Source organism: Cyanobium sp. ULC065 (assembly GCF_977927515.1).
Genome location: NZ_OZ376393.1, coordinates 2,248,747 through 2,266,369 on the forward strand (window position 1 = coordinate 2,248,747; position 17,623 = coordinate 2,266,369).

Here is a 17,623-nt window from a genome sequence, read left to right on the forward strand (position 1 = left end):
CGGGGTAGTGGGAGCGGAGCTGGCCGTCGAATCGGTGCTGGAGCGGGTCATTGGGTCAGGCCAGGGGGCAGAGGCCAGGGGGTTGCAGCGGCGTAGCAGCGGCACCCCCTGCCGTGAGCAGGACAGGGCCGCATCCTGACCGACTCAGCCGGCACGGTGGCGGGAGAGGGCGGCGTCCACGGCCTGCTGCTGATCGCGGCGCGTGATCCAGTGGTGATAAGTGCGCGTATGGATTGACACCGAGTGCCCCATCATCCGTGCCGCCACCGTGTCGGGCAGGCCGATGTGGATCGTGCGCACGGCCCAGGCATGGCGCAGGTCGTAGGGGGTGATCGGCAACTCGTAACGGCGGAACTGCTCCGCCACCCGCCGCCCCACCTGCTGCAGGGTGGTGGTGCGCAAATCGGTGCAGACCGGTGGCAGGGCCCCCGTCTCCAGAGCGAGGCGTGGCAGCTCGAAGCGCTCCACCCAGTCGGGCTGGAACGGCCACACCTGGTGCTCACCGGTTTTGCTGGTGGGAAGCACCCGGATCACCCGATCACCGCCGGGCAGCAGGGCGCTCAGATCGGAGAAGAACACCTCGTGGTTGCGCAGGCCGTAGGTGGCCATCAGGCCATAGGCGAGCCGCCAGCCGGGATTGGGGATCCGCTCCACCAGCTGCTCCACCAGAGCATCACGCGGTAGCTGGCGGAACTGGGCCCGGTGCAGGCCGTAGCCGCCGGCCCTTGCGCTCCAGTCGGCGGGCAGGTCGATCGCCACCACCTCGGCCAGGGCCGCCAGGGCAGTGCCGCACTGCTGGCGGCTGCGGCTGGCGGCGGGGTAGCTCTCCAGCACCTGCAGCAGCAGCTCCCCGTCGAGCCGGGCCCCGGCGGCGCGGGCGGCCAGGCGCCGCACATAGGGCAGATAGGCCGCCGTCCAGGTGGTGCGGGTGCCGGCCGGGTTGCGGCGACGGCGAGGGTCCTCGAAGAACTGGCGCTCGAAACGCACCAGCGCGGCATCGAGCGCGGTGGCCGCCGCACGGGTTACACCGATGCCGCCGGCAGAGGGGTTGGTGGCGGGCCGCCCCGCTGCCGGCGCAGTGGGCCAGGTGAAGCGCTGCTGCTGGAGCTCCTGCTGCACGCGGCGCAGTTCACGGCGGGCCTGGCGCAGTCCCTCCGCATCGGCGGGCAGCCCCAGGCTGAGCCGTTGCACACGGAAACGCCCGCTGCCCCGCCGGCAGGGCAGCGGGCCGCGCAGGCCGAGGCGCTGGCCGCGTCGCTCCAGACGCAGGGCGACACCGGCGGCGGCCAGCTGGGCGTTGCCGCTCTGGAGTTCAGCGTCGAGCCCCGCCAGGCCCGGTGCGCCGGCCGCTTCAGCGCTCACCGCTTGTTCGCTCACCCCCGTTGCCGTTGCTCAGGCAGGTGCCGACGGTATCGGCACGGCCGTGGCCACGCCAGCCGGCGGTGAGCAGCCTCGGGGGGGCAGCGTTACGCTCGGCTGACTTGACGGAATGATCTGGCATGGCCAGGGTCGGCGTATTGCTGCTGAACCTCGGCGGTCCCGAGCGGATCGAGGATGTCGGGCCTTTTCTCTACAACCTGTTTTCCGACCCGGAGATCATCCGGCTGCCGATTCCGGCCCTGCAGAAGCCGCTGGCCTGGTTGATCAGCACCCTGCGCAGCAGTAAGTCGCAGGAGGCTTACCGCTCGATCGGCGGCGGCTCCCCCTTGCGCCGCATCACCGACCAGCAGGCACGGGAGCTGCAGAGCGAGTTGCGCCAGCGCCAGGTGCAGGCCACCACCTACGTGGCCATGCGCTACTGGCACCCGTTCACCGAATCCGCTGTCGCCGACATCAAGGCCGATGCGGTGGATGAGGTGGTGGTGCTGCCGCTTTACCCCCACTTCTCGATCAGCACCAGCGGTTCAAGCTTCCGCGAGCTGCAGCGGCTGCGCCAGGCCGATCCCGCTTTCAGCCGCCTGCCGATCCGATGCATCCGCAGCTGGTACGACCATCCCGGTTATGTGCAGGCGATGGCCGAGTTGATCGCCCGGGAGGTGCAGGAGTGCAACGACCCCACCACCGCCCGCATCTTCTTCAGCGCCCACGGCGTGCCCAAGAGCTATGTGGAGGAGGCCGGCGACCCCTACCAGCAGCACATCGAGGCCTGCACCGACCTGATCATGGCCGAACTGGCCCGTCAGCTCGGCCACAGCAACCCCTTCACCCTCGCCTATCAGAGCCGGGTGGGGCCGGTGGAGTGGCTGCAGCCCTACACCGATCAAGCGCTGGTGGAGCTGGGAGAACAGGGGGTCAAAGAGCTGGTGGTCGTGCCGATCAGCTTCGTGAGCGAACACATCGAGACGCTCGAGGAAATCGACATCGAATACCGGGAGATCGCCACCGAAGCCGGCATCACCACCTTCCGGCGCGTGCCGGCGCTCGACACCTACCCCACCTTCATCCGTGGACTGGCCGACCTGGTGCAGCTGGCCCTGGCCGGGCCGGAGGTGAACCTCGACCAGGCGGCCAGCCTGCCCACCACGGTGAAGCTCTACCCCCAGGAGAAGTGGGTGTGGGGCTGGAACAACAGCTCGGAGGTGTGGAACGGGCGGCTGGCCATGCTTGGCTTCTCCGCCTTCCTGCTGGAATTGCTGAGCGGCAAGGGCCCTCTGCATGCCATCGGGCTGCTCTAATCGCCGGCTGGCGGCCCTTGGCCTGGCCCTGCTGATCGGCCCGGCCACGATTCCGCCGGTTCAGGCGGCGAATGAACGCTGGCGCCTGGGCGTGTTTCCGGTGGTGAACTTCGCTGGGTACACCAGCCACTTCGGCTTTCGCATCGGGCCCGGCGGTGGCCGCGAGCAGCATTCCGGCCTCGACATTGCCGCTCCGCTGGGCTCACCGATCCGCAGCTGGTGGGGAGGCGTGGTGAGTGATGTGATCAACGATGGCCGCTGCGGCATCGGCCTGGTGATCCGCTCCGGCGACTACGACCACATCTATTGCCATCTCGGCGGGCAGGTGAGCGGCGGTCGCTATCAGAGCGGGCGGGTGCTGCTGGCCGCCGGGCAACGGGTCGCGCGCGGCCAGCTGATCGGCCACATCGGCATGACCGGACGCACAACCGGGCCCCATCTTCACTGGGGAATCCGTTACCGGGGCCAATGGCTCGATCCGGCGCGGATCCTGCAGGCGATGGTGCGCAGCCGTCGCAGTGTCGGCGGCGGAGCCCCTGGCCGCTGATTGGAATCGAAACAGTTCACCTCACCGCCGTTGAGCACCTCTTAATGTGAGGCCATCGTGATGTCTGCAGCGACAACCGTGACCCTGACGACCGTCCCCACAGCGGTTGTGTCCGCTTCCCCCCTGCGGCCGATGCCGGCCGTGCCGGGGAGGGTCACCGGCGCTCACGCCCTGATGGATGCCCTGCATCGCCATGGTGTTGAGCACATCTTCGGCTACCCGGGCGGGGCGATCCTGCCCATCTACGACGCCCTTCACCAGGCCGAAAGCCACGGCTGGCTGAAGCACATCCTGGTCCGTCACGAGCAGGGCGGCACCCACGCCGCTGACGCCTACGCCCGTGCCACCGGCCGGGTGGGCGTGTGCTTCGGCACCTCCGGGCCGGGCGCCACCAATCTGGTCACCGGCATCGCCACCGCCCAGATGGATTCGGTGCCGATGGTGGTGATCACCGGGCAGGTGGGCCGGGCTTCGATCGGCACCGATGCCTTCCAGGAAACCGACATCTTCGGCATCACCCTGCCGATCGTTAAGCACTCCTGGGTGGTGCGCGATCCCGCCGATATCGGCCGCATCGTGGCGGAAGCCTTCCTGATCGCGGCCACCGGGCGGCCGGGCCCGGTGCTGATCGATGTGCCCAAGGATGTGGGCCTCGAGGAATTCGATTACATGCCGGTGGATCCGGGCAGTTCGGTTCCGGCCGGCTACGCCCTGCCGGTGGCCCCCGACCCTGCGCGCATTCAGCAGGCGCTGGAGCTGATCCGCAAGGCACGCCGTCCGCTGCTGTATGTGGGTGGCGGTGCCGTCAGCGCAGGCGCGCACGGGGCCCTGCGCCGGTTGGCCGAGCGCTTCTCCCTGCCTGTCACCACCACATTGATGGGCAAGGGCGCCTTCGATGAGCGCAATCCACTGGCGGTGGGAATGCTCGGCATGCACGGCACCGCCTATGCCAATTTCGCCGTCACCGAGTGCGATCTGCTGATCGCCGCCGGCGCCCGCTTCGACGACCGGGTCACCGGCCGGCTGGACAGCTTTGCTCCTCGGGCCCAGGTCATCCACATCGACATCGATGCAGCCGAAGTGGGCAAGAACCGGGTGCCGGAGGTGCCGATCGTGGCGGATGTGGGCCTGGCACTTGATGCCCTGCTGGCAGCCTCCAGCGACGAGCCGCCCACCAACCGCACCGAGGCCTGGCTGGAGCGCATCCGCAGCTGGAAGCTCCACTATCCGCTCGTGATCCCTGAACCGGTGGGGGAGATCGCCCCGCAGGAAGTGATGCTGGCCCTGCAGCAGCTCGCTCCCGAGGCGTTCGTCACCACCGATGTGGGCCAGCATCAGATGTGGGCAGCCCAGTTCATGAACACCCCTCCGCGCCACTGGATCAGCAGCAGCGGACTCGGCACCATGGGCTACGGACTGCCTGCAGCCATGGGCGTGCAGGTGGCCTTCCCCGGGGATCAGGTGGTGTGCGTCGCCGGCGACGCCAGCATCCTGATGAACATCCAGGAACTCGGCACCCTCTCCCAGTACGGGCTCCCGGTGAAGGTCGTGATCGTCAACAACGGCTGGCAGGGCATGGTGCGCCAGTGGCAGGAAAGCTTCTACGGCGAGCGCTACTCCGCCTCCGAGATGACCGGCGGCATGCCGAACTTCTCCGCCCTGGCTGAAGCCTTCGGGGTGCGCGGCGTCGACATCACCGACCGCAACCGTCTGTATCAGGATCTGCAGGAGGCCCTGGCCCATCCAGGCCCGGCCGTGGTGAACGTGCAGGTACGGCGCAACGAGAACTGCTACCCGATGGTTCCCCCCGGTGCCAGCAACGCCCAGATGGTGGGCCTGCCCAGCCATCCGGAGCTGGCGATCGACACCACCCGCGACTGCGGCTCCTGCGGTGCCACCACCGAGAGCGCCCATCTGTTCTGCCCCAGCTGCGGGGCAAAGCTCTGACCTCCCCTGCCGTCCTGACGGGAGGCCACAGCGCCCTAGCCCCCCTGAGCATCGCCAGCGCACTCGGGCCCTATATCCCCGTCCGGTCGCAGAAGAAGCTGAGACAGAGACCTCACGGGCACTCCGGCCTTCTGCACGATCTCCTGCAGTGTCTGCTGTGGATTTTTTTTCCTTGCTTGCTGGCCGCGCTGCTCATGGTCACCCTCAGCCCCGCTGCCGCTGAGGCGGCCGAAGTGCTCCAGGTGCGTGGCGCCACGTTGTTGCAGGTGGGCGACCAGAACCGCAGCTACCCGGTGCGGTTGGGATGCGTACAGGTGGACCCTGCCGATGGTGCGGCCGCCACCTCCTGGCTGCGGGAAGCCCTGCCGCGGCGCACGCGCGTGAATCTGCGCCCGCTGGGCACCGCCGATGGCACCCTGCTGGCGCGGGTCACCGTGCTCTCCAGCGGCATCGACCTGGGCACAGGGCTGCAACAGGCCGGTCTGGCCACCCCGCTCGACGCGACAGCCGCGCCACAGGGCTGCCCGTCGGCAGCCGCCTCGGCGGTGTCATGAGCATCAACCGCACCGCCAAAGGGATCGTGCTGGTGCCCAGCCTGCTGCTGGGCGGCGCCTTTCTCGCCGCAGGCACCTGGATGGAGGGGGCAGCCGCCGCCAACCGCCCCCTGGCCTTCACCCTGGGTGGAGTGCTTGTGGCTGCGGGGCTGTTCACCCAGCTGCTTCCGGAAAGCCAGAAGGAAGGCTCAAGCCTCGACGAACCAGAGGAAACAACACCACCAGTGCGGCCCGGCCGCAGCCTGGGCAACCTTGGGGGCAGCACGAACAAGTAGGGGGGAAGCGCGGGCAACCTTGGCGGCACCGCAACCAAGGATGGCGGTGGAGCACAACCCTCCTAGTGTTCACCGGCTGAATGGAAACCCGCATGTCCCCGGGGAAGTCCGCGTCCGGCTCCGGTGCTGAACCACCTCCTCGCCGCCACCTCTTCTGGATGGGTGCCGGTGTGGTGGCCGCCCTGCTCGGGCTGCAGGGCCTCGCTGCCAGCGCACCGATCCGCAGCGATGTGCTGATGCTGCTCACACCTGAAGGGCTGCTGGCAGGGGTGGGTGACGGCCTGCGCCGCGGCTACGCGCTGGCCATGGAAGAGGCACGCGTCTGCGGGGTGAAGCCGCCCACGCTCCAACTCGGCTGGCTGCCGCCGGAGCAGGACCCGCGCGCGGCGCTCATGGTGCGGCCGCTGCCCGGCTTGCTGATCGCGCCGCCGGCGGTGTCCCTCGTGTCGTATGGGTTGCTGGCGCAGGAGCTGGGCCTCACCGTGCTGCTGCCGCTGCAGCGGGGCAGCTCCCTCAACGGCCTGCCCAGCCTTGCCGGCGCCGACCGGCTCTGGCCGGTGCTGCCGGCGCGCAGCCTGGAGGCCGATCGCCTCGCCAAAGGGCTGATCGAGGAGAAACGCTCACGCGTGATGGTGATCCACGACGGCAGCAGTGAGCAGATCGCCCTGGCCAATCGCTTCGTGGCCTCGCTCAGCGGCGACGGCGGCCGGGTGGTGGGTTATCAGGAGGGAAGCCAGGAGATCGCCGATCCCGATGCCCGCACCATCACCCGCCTGGTGGACGACGTGGACTACTACCGCCCCGAGGCCCTGGTGGTGATGACAGCACCGACCAGCCCGCTGGCCAAGGCGGTGCGAGAAGCGCGCTGGCCTGCGGATCTCACCCTGGTGTGGCCGTTTCCGGCCACGGAACCGCTGGCCAACGCCCAGCTCGGCGTGGATCCGCTCAGCCGCGGGCCCGGCTGGAACCGCTTCGCCGCCAACTTTCAGCGCCGTTACAACTATGTGCCCAGCCTGGTGGAAGCCACCGGGTACGACACCGGCCAGCTGGCGGCCGTGACCGCCCGTCGCCCAGGTGACACCGCGCCGTGGGACATGGCCTGGCTCGACCCCAAGGCACAACCCCGGGCCCTCTGCGCTGCGATCGAAAGCCGGCGGCAGGGCGGTCGCACGGCGCTCAAGGGCGCCGCCAGCCAACTGGATCTGGGCGAGGGCAGCGCACCGAGTGCCGAACTGCGACTGACTCCCCTGCCTGCAGCTGGGAACACCCCCCCTTCCTAGGCTCAAAGGATGAGCGGAGATCGTGATGGGTCAGGCACCTGCGATGGCCAGCCCCGATCTCCTGGTGGTGCCGCTCGCGTCCGTCGGCCTTGACGCCATCGCCCAGGTGGGAGGCAAGAACGCCTCCCTGGGGGAGATGATCCGCCAGCTGGGGCCCCGAGGGGTGGCGGTGCCCGGCGGGTTTGCCACCACGGCGGCGGCCTACCGCCTGCTGCTCGCCCACAACGGACTGGAGGCCCGGCTTGCCGACCTGTTCGATGGCCTCGATGCCAGCGATCTGGCGGCCCTGCAGGCGAGTGGCGCCGCCGCGCGACAACTCGTGCTGAACGCCAGCCTGCCGCCGCCGCTGGAGGAAGCGATCCGTCAGCACTACCAGCAGCTGAATGAGGATAGTGCCGGTGATCGTGACAGCAGCGCCAGCGGCGCGCGCAGCACCGGCACGGGCGGCACGGGCGGTACTGACAGCTCGTTGCCGGTTCCAGTTTCGGTGGCCGTGCGCTCAAGTGCCACCGCTGAAGATCTGCCGGAAGCCAGCTTCGCCGGGCAGCAGGAGAGTTTTCTGAATGTGCAGGGCATCGACGCCCTGCTGGCGGCCTGCCGCCGTTGCTACGCCTCGCTGTTCACGGATCGGGCCATCTCCTACCGGCAGATCAACGGCTTCGCCCACGACGCGGTGGCTCTGTCGATCGGCGTGCAGACGATGGTGCGCTCCGATCTGGCGGCCTCAGGGGTGATGTTCACCATTGATACCGAGAGTGGCTTCCGTGAGGCGGTGCTGCTCACCGCCGCCTATGGCCTTGGTGAGAACGTGGTGCAGGGGGCAGTGAACCCCGATGAATACCTGATCTTCAAGCCGACCCTGCTGCAGGGGCACGCGCCGATCCTGAGCAGACGGCTCGGCAGCAAGAAGCTGCGCATGGTGTACGCCGAGACGGACACCCGCAACGTGCCGGTGCCGGCGGAAGAGCGTGAACGCTTCGCCATCGACGACGCTGATGTGCTCACCCTGGCCCGCTGGGCCTGCGTGATCGAGGCGCACTACAGCGCCCTGCACGGTGTTCCCACCGCGATGGACATCGAGTGGGCCAAGGATGGCCTCAGCGGCAGGTTGTTCATCCTGCAGGCCCGGCCGGAAACGGTGCAGTCGCGGCGTTCGGGCACCCTGCTGCGACGCTGGCAACTGGATCCCCATCAGGCCGAACTGATCGTGGAGGGGCGGGCGATCGGAGCCTCGGTGAGCAGCGGTGTGGCCCGGGTGCTGGCCAGCGCCGATGCCATCAACCGCTTCGAGCAGGGGGATCTGCTGGTGACAGAGCGCACCGACCCCGACTGGGAGCCGATCCTGCGCAAAGCCAGCGGTGTGATCACCAATCAGGGCGGCCGCACCTGCCATGCAGCGATCATTGCCCGCGAGATGGGGATCACCGCGATCGTGGGCTGTGGCACGGCCACCAGCCGCATCGCCGATGGCGATCTGATCACCGCCAGCTGCTGCGAAGGAGATGCGGGCCGGGTCTATCGCGGCGCGTTGCCCTTTCATGTGGAGGAACAGGAACTCTCCGAGCTGCCTCCTACCCGCACCCGCCTCCTGGTGAATGTGGGCAATCCAGAGCAGGCGTTCCAGCAGGCGGCTCTGCCTGTGGACGGGGTGGGATTGGCCCGGCTGGAGTTCATCATCGCCAACCACATTCAGGTGCATCCGATGGCGCTGTTGAAGCCGGAGCTGGTGGCCGATGCCGGTGAACGCGAGGCGATCGCGCAGCGCACCAAGGGGTATGCCCACCCCGCCGATTACTACGTGGACCTGCTCACCCAGGGCATGGCGCGCATCGCCGCCGCCTTCCATCCACGACCGGTGATCCTGCGGTTTTCGGATTTCAAGAGCAACGAATATGCCCGTCTGCTCGGGGGAAGCGGCTTCGAGCCCCACGAGGAGAACCCGATGCTGGGCTGGCGGGGCGCTTCCCGCTACACCGCCGAAGCGTTCCGGGAGGCGTTCGGTCTGGAATGCCAGGCGCTCAAGGCGGTGCGGGAGGCGATGGGGCTCACGAACGTGATCCCGATGGTGCCGTTCTGCCGCACACCGGAGGAAGGCGAGCGGGTGCTTGCCGAAATGGCCCGGCATGGGCTGGTGCGGGGCCGCCACGGCCTGCAGGTGTATGTGATGTGCGAACTGCCCAGCAACGTGATCGGCGCCGAAGCCTTCGCCGGGCACTTCGATGGCTTCTCGATCGGCTCCAACGACCTCACCCAGCTCACCCTTGGGCTGGACAGGGATTCCGCGCTGGTGGCGGATCTGTTCGATGAGCGGCACGCGATCGTCAAGGAGATGATCCGCCTGGCGATCCGCACGGCTCACCGCTGTGGCAGCCGCATCGGCATCTGTGGCCAGGCTCCCAGCGACTACCCCGACTTCGCCCGCTTCCTGGTGGAGGAGGGAATCGATTCGATCAGCCTCAACCCCGATGCGGTGATCACCACACGCCTGCAGGTGGCAGCGATCGAGCAGGAGCTTGGCAAGGGCGCCTGAACGCGCGGGAAGGAGCTCCAGCCGGGACAGCCGGGTTCAGAACAATCAGAGCATTTCAGAACAGCTGAGCTCAGAACAGCTCGACGGCCTCGCGTTCCAGCAAGCCCGGCTGGCCGTCGGCCAGCCGGGGGGCGGACTTTGGCTCCGGTGGCGGCAGTGTGGCCGCAGCGCCGTTGTGGGCAGGCGTTTCGCGCAGCACCGCCACCCGCCGGGACGACTCGCCGCAACTGCGGGGCGTGGGAAAGATCTTGCCGGGATTGGCCCGCCCCAGCGGGTCGAAGGCGCGACGCACCAGCTGCATGGTGTCGAGGTCGTCGTGGGAGAACATCCAATCGAGATAGCAGCGCTTGTCGGCGCCCACACCGTGCTCCCCGGTGATGCTGCCACCCGCCTCAATGCAGAGCCGCAGGATCTCGGCGCCGAGGGCCTGCACCTTCTCCTGTACGCCGGGCTCGCCTGCGGTGTAAAGGATCAGCGGGTGCAGGTTGCCGTCGCCGGCGTGGAACACATTGGCCACGGGCAAGCCGTAGTGGCGGCTCAACTGCTCGATCGCCGCCAGCACCGAAGGCAGGGCACTGCGCGGCACCACCCCGTCCTGCACGTAATAGGTGGGGGTGATGCGCCCCACCGCCGCGAATGCCGATTTGCGGCCCTTCCACAGCTGGGCCCGGTCGGCTTCCTGCTCCGCCTGGCGGATGGAGCGGGCCCCGGCCTCACTGCACAGGTCGCTGGCCAGAGCCACCGCGGCTGCCACTTCCCGCGCCTGGCCGTCGAGCTCGATCAGCAGCACCGCCGCTGCATCGCGCGGATACTCCTCCACCCCGAAGAGGTCGTCGACGGCGTTGATCGTGAAGTTGTCCATGATCTCCATCCCCGCCGGCAGAACCCCGGCGGCCGTGACCCGGCGCACTGCTTCACCGGCTGCCTCCATCGTGACGAAATCGGCCAGCAGCACCTGCACGTTGGGGGTCTGGGGCAACAGGCGCAGGGTGATCGCCGTGGCGATGCCCAGGGTGCCTTCGCTGCCGATGAACACGCCGCGCAGATCCAGACCGTGCAGCTCTGCCAGCGGCCCCCCCAGCCGGGTGAGCGTGCCGTCGGGGAGCACCACTTCAAGCTCCAGCACGTGATTGCTGGTGACGCCGTACTTGAGGCAATGGACGCCACCGGCGTTCTCGGCCACATTGCCGCCGATGCTGCACACCACCTGGCTGGACGGGTCGGGGGCGTAGTAGAAGCCGTCGCCCGCCACCGCGCGGGTGACCCAGCTGTTGATCACACCGGGCTGCACGGTGATGCGCTGGTTGTCGAGGTCGATCGCCAGCACCGAACGCATGCGGCTGGTGACCACCAGCAGGGCCTCCTGCTCCGCCACGGCGCCGCCTGACAGCCCCGTGCCGCTGCCACGGGCAACGAACGGCACCCCCAGCGCATGGCAGCAGCGCAGGATCGCCGCCACTTGCTCGGTGGTTTCCGGCAACACCGCCAGCGGCGGCTCATGGCGATGCAGGGTGAGACCGTCGCTGTCGTAGGTGAGCAGTTCCTGGCGCCGGGCCACCACGGCACGCGCCGGGAGCAGACGGCGCAGCTGACGTTCGATGGTGGACCAGGGCAGGCTCACGGGGTTTCGGCCTGGATGACGGCCTGGAGGTGGGGACGCTGGGCGGGCAGAGCGGCCGGCAGGCCAGCAGGGATGGGCCTGTGACACCAGGCTCATGGCCCTCGGCCAACAAGACCTTACCGAGCAGAGGCGGCAACCACCGCACTGACACATCTTGAGTCAGGATGGAGATCGGCCGAGCGGCATTGCGCTGTCGCGCCGTTCTCAACCGTCTGCGGATCGCGCCTTGACCTCGGCCCCTGTGTCAGTTCCTGCCCTGAACACCAGCCGTTCCCAGGAACTCTTCGCCGCTGCCCAGAAGCTCATGCCCGGAGGGGTGAGCTCTCCGGTGCGGGCCTTTCGTTCCGTCGGCGGCCAACCGATCGTCTTCGATCGGGTCCAGGGGGCCTACGCCTGGGACGTGGACGGCAACCGCTACATCGATTACATCGGCTCCTGGGGGCCGGCGATCTGCGGCCATGCCCACCCCAAGGTGATCGGCGCGCTGCGCAACGCCCTGGGCAAAGGAACCAGCTTCGGCGCCCCCTGTGCCCTGGAGAACCAGCTGGCCCAGATGGTGGTCGATGCCGTCCCTTCCGTGGAGATGGTGCGGTTCGTGAACTCCGGCACCGAAGCCTGCATGTCGGTGCTGCGGCTGATGCGGGCCTTCACCGGCCGCGAGAAGCTGATCAAGTTCGAGGGCTGCTACCACGGCCACGCCGACATGTTCCTGGTGAAGGCGGGCTCGGGCGTGGCCACGCTCGGCCTGCCCGATTCCCCCGGCGTACCGCGCAGCACCACCGCCAACACGCTCACCGCCCCCTACAACGACCTGGAAGCGGTCAAGCGGCTCTTCGCTGAGAACCCTGGTGAAATCGCCGGGGTGATCCTTGAGCCGGTGGTGGGCAATGCCGGCTTCCTGCCCCCCGAACCCGGTTTCCTGGAGGGTCTGCGCGAGATCACCACCGAAAACGGGGCTCTGCTCACCTTCGATGAAGTGATGACCGGCTTCCGCATCAGCTATGGCGGTGCCCAGGCCCGTTTCGGCATCACCCCCGATCTCACCACGATGGGCAAGGTGATCGGTGGCGGACTGCCGGTGGGCGCCTACGGCGGCCGCGCCGACATCATGGCCATGGTGGCGCCGGCCGGGCCGATGTATCAAGCGGGCACGTTGAGCGGCAACCCGCTGGCGATGACCGCCGGCATCCACACCCTCGAACTGCTGCGCCAGCCAGGCACTTACGAGAAACTTGAGGCCACCACCTCGCGGCTGATCGCCGGCATCCTGGCGGCCGGCAGGGATGCGGGCCTGCCGATCTGCGGCGGCAGCATCAGCGCCATGTTCGGCTTCTTCCTCTGCGACGGGCCGGTGCGCAACTTCGAAGACGCCAAAGCCTCCGACACCGTGCGCTTCGGCAAGCTGCACCGCGCCATGCTTGAGCGCGGCGTCTACCTGGCGCCGAGCGCCTTTGAAGCCGGCTTCACCTCGCTGGCCCACAGCGAGGAGGACATCGACGCCACCCTCGAAGCCTTCCGAGCCGCCTTCGCTGCCATCGCCTGATCGGCATGCATAGGCGCCTTTACCCCTCCCGCCGCCTCCTGCTGGCGATGATCGGGCTCACCTTGGGGGTGGCTGGCTGTGAGGCCACCACCTCCGACAAGCCTCTCGATGTCAACAAGGGGGTGCCGGTGGGAGCGGTGCTGGCTCTCACCAGCAACGCGAACGTCTACGGGCAGGACCAACAGCTGGGCCTCAAGCTCGCCGAACGCTGGTTCAAGGGAAAGGGTGTGCCGATCCAGCTCACCATCGAGGATGGAGGTGGTGATGAGCAGGCAGCCAGTCAGGCCTTCAATCTCCTGATCGATGCCGGTGTGGTGGCCCTGATCGGTCCCACCCTCTCCCAGCAAGCCTTTGCCGCCGCCCCGATCGCCCAGCGCCGCGGCGTGCCTGTCGTCGCGCCTTCCAACACCGCCAAGGGCATTCCGCAGATCGGCAGCTTCATCAGCCGCGTTTCAGCCTCCAGCGCTGTGATTGCTCCGTTGGCGATCGAAGCCGCCTTGAAGAAGGATCCAACGATCCGGCGCACAGCGGTGTTCTTCGCCCAGGACGACGCCTACAGCACCTCTGAAGCCGAGATCTTCCAGAACGCCCTGGTGGCAAAGGGGCTGAAACCGGTCACCGTGCAACGCACCCAGTTGAACGACCAGGATTTTCAGAACCAGATCACTGCGGCGCTGCGGTTGAAGCCTGATCTGATTGTGATCTCGGCCCAGGCCGTCGATGGCGGCAACCTGATCCGCCAGCTGCGGGAGCTCGGCTACAAAGGCCGCGTCGTGGTGGGCAACGGCATGAACACCCCGAACATCTATCCGATCTGCCAGATCTATTGCGACGGGATCCTCATCGCACAGGCGTACAGCCCGGAGCTGGACACAGCCACCAACGCGGCCTTCGTGAAGCTCTTCAAGGAGGCCTCTGGTGGCGCCATTCCCCCCCAGCTCACTGCCCAGGCTTTCACCGCGTATCAGGTCGTGGCCGAAGCGATCACAGGGCTGAACCGCCGTTCGCCCATCAACGGCCGGCCGCTGACGGAGGTGCGCCAGGAGCTGATGAAGGAACTGCTGGCCGGTCGCTACGACACACCCTTGGGTGAGATCGCCTTCACCCCAGAGGGCGAAGTGGTTCAGAAGCGCTTCTACGTTGCACAGGTGCAGATGATTCCAGGCGGGCAAAGCGGGCGCTTCGCCTTGCTCGATTGAGCGACACCGTGGATCACCTGCTGCAGGTGCTGCTCAATGGCCTGGCCAGTGGGGCCGTCTATGCCCTCTTTGCCCTCGGGTACACGCTGGTCTTCTCGGTGCTCGGGGTGATCAACTTCGCGCAAGGGGCCCTGTTCACGCTCGGGGCCTATTTCACGTATCTGCTGATCGGCGGCAGCGTGGGCTCCAATGGCCTGCTCGCAGGCGTCCAGCTGCCCTTTGCCCTGCCCTTCTGGCTGGCCCTGCTGCTTGCCGGTGTCGGCGCCGCCGGCATGGGCGTGCTGGTGGAAGCCACCGCTTTTGCACCCTTGCGCCAGCGGCGGGCCGAGCCGCTTCTCTATCTCATCTCCAGCCTGGGCGCTGGGGTCGTGATCGTGAATGTGGTGCAGTTGCTGATGGGCGCCGAAAGCTATTCGATCCCCGCCGCCACCCTGGCAGAGCTGCCGGCCACCATCCGGATCGGAGCAGCCCAGGTGCGCTCCGTGCAACTGCTGCTGATGGCGGTGGCTGCCATCGTGCTCGTCACGCTGACGCTCTGGCTGGAAGGCAGTCGCATGGGCAAGGCTCTGCAGGCCGTCTCGGAAGATCCAGACACCGCCAGGCTGCTGGGCATCAATGCCGGGGCCATGATCCAGCTCGCCTTTGCACTGAGCGGCTTTCTCGCCGGCGTGGCCGGTGGGCTGGTGGGGCTGAGCGTGAGCATCTCCGGGCCGTACTTCGGGATCGGCTTCGGCATCAAGGCCCTCGGGGTTCTGGTGCTTGGCGGCCTGGGCAGTGTGCCCGGAGCGATGCTGGGGGGCCTGGTGGTTGGCCTGGCCGAGGCCCTCGTGCCTGCCGACTTCTCCGGCTACAAAGACGGGGTTGCCTATGCCTTCCTGTTCGCGGTACTGCTGCTTCGGCCCCAGGGGTTGCTGGGCAAAACCCTGATCAGCAAGGTGTGAGCGACCTCTCCCTGCTGGTGCAGATGGGGCTGGGCGCTCTGCTCGCCCTTTCGGTCTACCTGCCGCTGCGTGCGGGTCAACTGTCACTCGCCACCCCGGGCTTCTATGCCATCGGCGGCTATGTGGCCGCACTGCTTTCCACGCGCTGGCCAGCACTGGCCGGCAACGGAGCGCTCTATCCCTTGCCCTCGCTGCTGCTGGAAATGGTCCTGGCGACAGGGTTGGCCACAGGGCTGGCGCTGCTGATCGGCCGGCCGGTGCTCCAGCTGCGGGGCATCTATCTGGCGATCGCCACGATCGCCCTCGTGGAGATTCTGCGGGTGGTGAACCTCAACGCCGGCTGGAGTGGTGGTGCGGTGGGCATCTTCGCGATCCCACAACCGTTCAACGGCCCGCAGGGCTATCTGATCTGCACGGCGCTTCTCCTGGCGTTCTGCTGCTGGCTGTGCGCCCGGCTGGAGCAGATGCGCCTGGGACGGGCGATGGCCGCCATGCGGGAGGACGAACTGGCCGCCCGCTGCATGGGAGTGCCCACGGCTCAGGTGGCCTTGAGCGCCTTTGTGCTGAGCGCCGCGATCGCAGCTCTCACCGGGGTGGTGGCCGCCCATTTCCTCAACACCTGGAACGCCCGCCAAGGCAGCTTCGATGCCAGCATCACCACCCTCGCTTTCGTGGTGTTCGGGGGTTCACGCACCTGGCTCGGGCCGGTGCTGGGTGGCCTCTTTCTCACCGCACTGCCGGAACTGCTTCGGCCGGTGGGGGATCTGCGCCTGATCGTGTTCGGTCTGGTGATCCTGGTGGGCCCGATCCTGGCGCCGCAGGGCCTGATCACACCAGAACGGTTGGCGGCCCTGGTTCACGCCCTGCCACTGCCAACGCCCAAAAAAAGCACCTCGGCATGATCGGCACACCACTGCTGGAACTGGAGGCGGTCACCAGGAGTTTTGGCGGGCTGATCGCCGTGAACCGCGTGTCGCTGCAGGTGGAAGCCGGGTCGATCACCGGGCTGATCGGACCGAACGGAGCTGGCAAGACCACTCTTTTCAACCTGATCTCCGGGCTGACGCCCCCCGATGCGGGCCGCATCCTCTGGCACGGTGCCGCCATCGACGGCTTGCCGCCGGAACGGGTGAACCGGCTGGGCATCGCCCGCACCTTTCAGAACCTGCGCCTGTTCGGACCGCTCAGCTGCCTCGATAACGTGCTGGTGGGACTGCATAGCGCCGACAGAGCACCTCTGCTCGGCGCCCTGCTGAACCGGTCTGCTTTCCGCCGCCAGCAGGGCCAGCTGCGTCAGCGAGCCCATGAGCTGCTGGAACTGCTGGAGCTCGATCACCTGGCGCACCAGCCGGCCGACAGCCTCGCCTATGGGCTGCGGCGCCGGCTGGAGATGGCCCGTGCACTGGCCACCGGCCCCAGGTTGCTGCTGCTCGATGAGCCGGCTGCCGGCATGAATCCGGCCGAAAAAGCCACACTCGCCGATCTGATTCAGCGGCTGCGCCAGCACTTCGATCTCACCGTGCTCGTGATCGAGCACCACGTCCCCTTGATGATGCGCCTGTGCGACCGCCTTGCCGTGCTCAACTTCGGGCAGCGGATCGCTGAAGGGACCCCCGCCGAGGTACGCAACGATCCACTGGTGATCGAGGCCTACCTGGGGAGCAAGACATGAACGGGGTTCCGCCAGGCGGACCCACGCCGCTGCTGGCCCTTCGGGGGCTCACGGTGCGCTACGGGGCGATCCAGGCCCTCGGCGATGTGAACCTCGAACTCCACAGCGGCGAGCTGGTGGCGCTGCTCGGTGCCAACGGCGCCGGCAAAAGCACCACGCTGCGCACCATCTCGCGATTGGTGGATGCTGCCGCGGGATCGGTGGAATGGAAGGGTCAGTCGCTCGCCTCGTTGTCCACCGAAGCCACGGTGCGCCTTGGCATCGGCCATTGTCCGGAAGGCCGCCGGGTGCTGGCGCGCCAGAGCGTGGCCACCAATCTGGAACTGGGGGCCTTCCTGCGGCGTGATGCCAAGGCGATCCAATCCGACCTCGACTGGTGCTACAGCCTGTTTCCGCGGCTTGCTGATCGGCGCCGCCAGCCGGCCGGCAGCCTCTCGGGGGGCGAGCAACAGATGCTGGCGATCGCCCGTTCCCTGATGGGACGGCCGGAATTGCTGATGCTGGATGAGCCAAGCCTTGGACTCGCCCCCAGGCTGGTGGAGGAACTGATGGCGGTGCTCCACACTCTGCACAGCCAGGGCCTCACGATCCTTCTGGTCGAGCAGAACGCCCAAGCGGCCTTGGCGATCGCCGACCGTGGCGTGGTGCTCGAAGCTGGCACAGTGCAATTGCGCGGCTCTGCCGCTGCCTTGCTCGCAGACGACGAACTGCGCGCCAGCTATCTGGGCGCTTGACGGCACGTCAGCACGCGGCCCTGCTCTGTTCTTCGCACCAACGTCCTGGGCGCCTATCCACGCCGATGCGACCTGAATAGGCTGCGACCGTCCGGCCTGCCACCG

General features: G+C 67.9%; 15 protein-coding genes. 13 read left to right on the forward strand and 2 right to left on the reverse strand.

Annotation, left to right across the window (positions count from 1 at the left end; all coding sequences use genetic code 11):
- Positions 1-144: 144 nt before the first annotated feature.
- Positions 145-1,332, reverse strand: coding sequence for a site-specific integrase (locus tag ACXMDP_RS11055; protein ID WP_259730626.1), 1,188 nt, complete (start codon positions 1,330-1,332; stop codon positions 145-147).
- 167 nt (positions 1,333-1,499) lie between these two features.
- Here ACXMDP_RS11055 and hemH point away from each other — a divergent pair, with 167 nt between their 5' ends.
- The 7 genes from hemH to ppsA all read left to right on the forward strand — a co-directional run bounded on the left by hemH (position 1,500) and on the right by ppsA (position 9,808).
- A complete protein-coding gene (gene hemH / locus ACXMDP_RS11060) occupies positions 1,500-2,675 on the forward strand; it encodes a ferrochelatase (RefSeq protein ID WP_094512963.1) in 1,176 nt (391 codons plus the stop codon).
- Complete coding sequence (locus ACXMDP_RS11065) at positions 2,656-3,222, forward strand: M23 family metallopeptidase (protein ID WP_259730564.1); 567 nt, start codon at positions 2,656-2,658, stop codon at positions 3,220-3,222. The genes hemH and ACXMDP_RS11065 overlap by 20 nt, the downstream gene beginning before the upstream one ends.
- Before the next feature lie 78 nt (positions 3,223-3,300).
- Positions 3,301-5,169 carry a biosynthetic-type acetolactate synthase large subunit gene (gene ilvB, locus ACXMDP_RS11070; RefSeq protein ID WP_399233721.1) on the forward strand — a complete coding sequence of 623 codons (1,869 nt, stop codon included), beginning with the start codon at positions 3,301-3,303 and terminating at the stop codon, positions 5,167-5,169.
- A gap of 176 nt (positions 5,170-5,345) precedes the next feature.
- On the forward strand, positions 5,346-5,723 hold the full coding sequence (locus ACXMDP_RS11075) for a hypothetical protein (protein ID WP_311134164.1): 378 nt from the start codon (positions 5,346-5,348) through the stop codon (positions 5,721-5,723).
- A complete protein-coding gene (locus ACXMDP_RS11080; RefSeq protein ID WP_259730565.1) occupies positions 5,720-5,998 on the forward strand; it encodes a GIVxVP protein in 279 nt (92 codons plus the stop codon). The genes ACXMDP_RS11075 and ACXMDP_RS11080 overlap by 4 nt, the downstream gene beginning before the upstream one ends.
- A 92-nt stretch (positions 5,999-6,090) precedes the next feature.
- Positions 6,091-7,278, forward strand: coding sequence for an ABC transporter substrate-binding protein (locus ACXMDP_RS11085; RefSeq protein WP_259730566.1), 1,188 nt, complete (start codon positions 6,091-6,093; stop codon positions 7,276-7,278).
- 43 nt (positions 7,279-7,321) lie between these two features.
- Complete coding sequence (gene ppsA / locus ACXMDP_RS11090) at positions 7,322-9,808, forward strand: phosphoenolpyruvate synthase (RefSeq protein WP_457766864.1); 2,487 nt, start codon at positions 7,322-7,324, stop codon at positions 9,806-9,808.
- A gap of 70 nt (positions 9,809-9,878) precedes the next feature.
- Here ppsA and ACXMDP_RS11095 read toward each other — a convergent pair whose 3' ends face one another.
- Positions 9,879-11,429 carry an FAD-linked oxidase C-terminal domain-containing protein gene (locus ACXMDP_RS11095; protein WP_259730568.1) on the reverse strand — a complete coding sequence of 517 codons (1,551 nt, stop codon included), beginning with the start codon at positions 11,427-11,429 and terminating at the stop codon, positions 9,879-9,881.
- Between the two features lie 241 nt (positions 11,430-11,670).
- On the opposite strand from ACXMDP_RS11095, the gene hemL reads away from it, so the two are divergent.
- From hemL to ACXMDP_RS11125, 6 genes are read left to right on the forward strand one after another with little or no spacing between them, the layout of a single operon-like run.
- Positions 11,671-12,972 carry a glutamate-1-semialdehyde 2,1-aminomutase gene (gene hemL, locus ACXMDP_RS11100; RefSeq protein WP_259730629.1) on the forward strand — a complete coding sequence of 434 codons (1,302 nt, stop codon included), beginning with the start codon at positions 11,671-11,673 and terminating at the stop codon, positions 12,970-12,972.
- A 5-nt stretch (positions 12,973-12,977) separates the two neighbouring features.
- A complete protein-coding gene (locus tag ACXMDP_RS11105) occupies positions 12,978-14,171 on the forward strand; it encodes an ABC transporter substrate-binding protein (RefSeq protein WP_259730569.1) in 1,194 nt (397 codons plus the stop codon).
- On the forward strand, positions 14,168-15,112 hold the full coding sequence (locus tag ACXMDP_RS11110; RefSeq protein ID WP_255139853.1) for a branched-chain amino acid ABC transporter permease: 945 nt from the start codon (positions 14,168-14,170) through the stop codon (positions 15,110-15,112). The genes ACXMDP_RS11105 and ACXMDP_RS11110 overlap by 4 nt, the downstream gene beginning before the upstream one ends.
- A complete protein-coding gene (locus ACXMDP_RS11115; RefSeq protein ID WP_259730570.1) occupies positions 15,109-16,014 on the forward strand; it encodes a branched-chain amino acid ABC transporter permease in 906 nt (301 codons plus the stop codon). Before ACXMDP_RS11110 ends, ACXMDP_RS11115 begins: the two co-directional genes overlap by 4 nt.
- The gene (locus ACXMDP_RS11120) at positions 16,011-16,784 is read left to right on the forward strand and encodes an ABC transporter ATP-binding protein (protein ID WP_259730571.1); all 774 of its coding nucleotides are present in this window, start codon (positions 16,011-16,013) and stop codon (positions 16,782-16,784) included. Before ACXMDP_RS11115 ends, ACXMDP_RS11120 begins: the two co-directional genes overlap by 4 nt.
- Complete coding sequence (locus ACXMDP_RS11125; protein WP_259730572.1) at positions 16,781-17,518, forward strand: ABC transporter ATP-binding protein; 738 nt, start codon at positions 16,781-16,783, stop codon at positions 17,516-17,518. The genes ACXMDP_RS11120 and ACXMDP_RS11125 overlap by 4 nt, the downstream gene beginning before the upstream one ends.
- Positions 17,519-17,623: the final 105 nt, after the last annotated feature.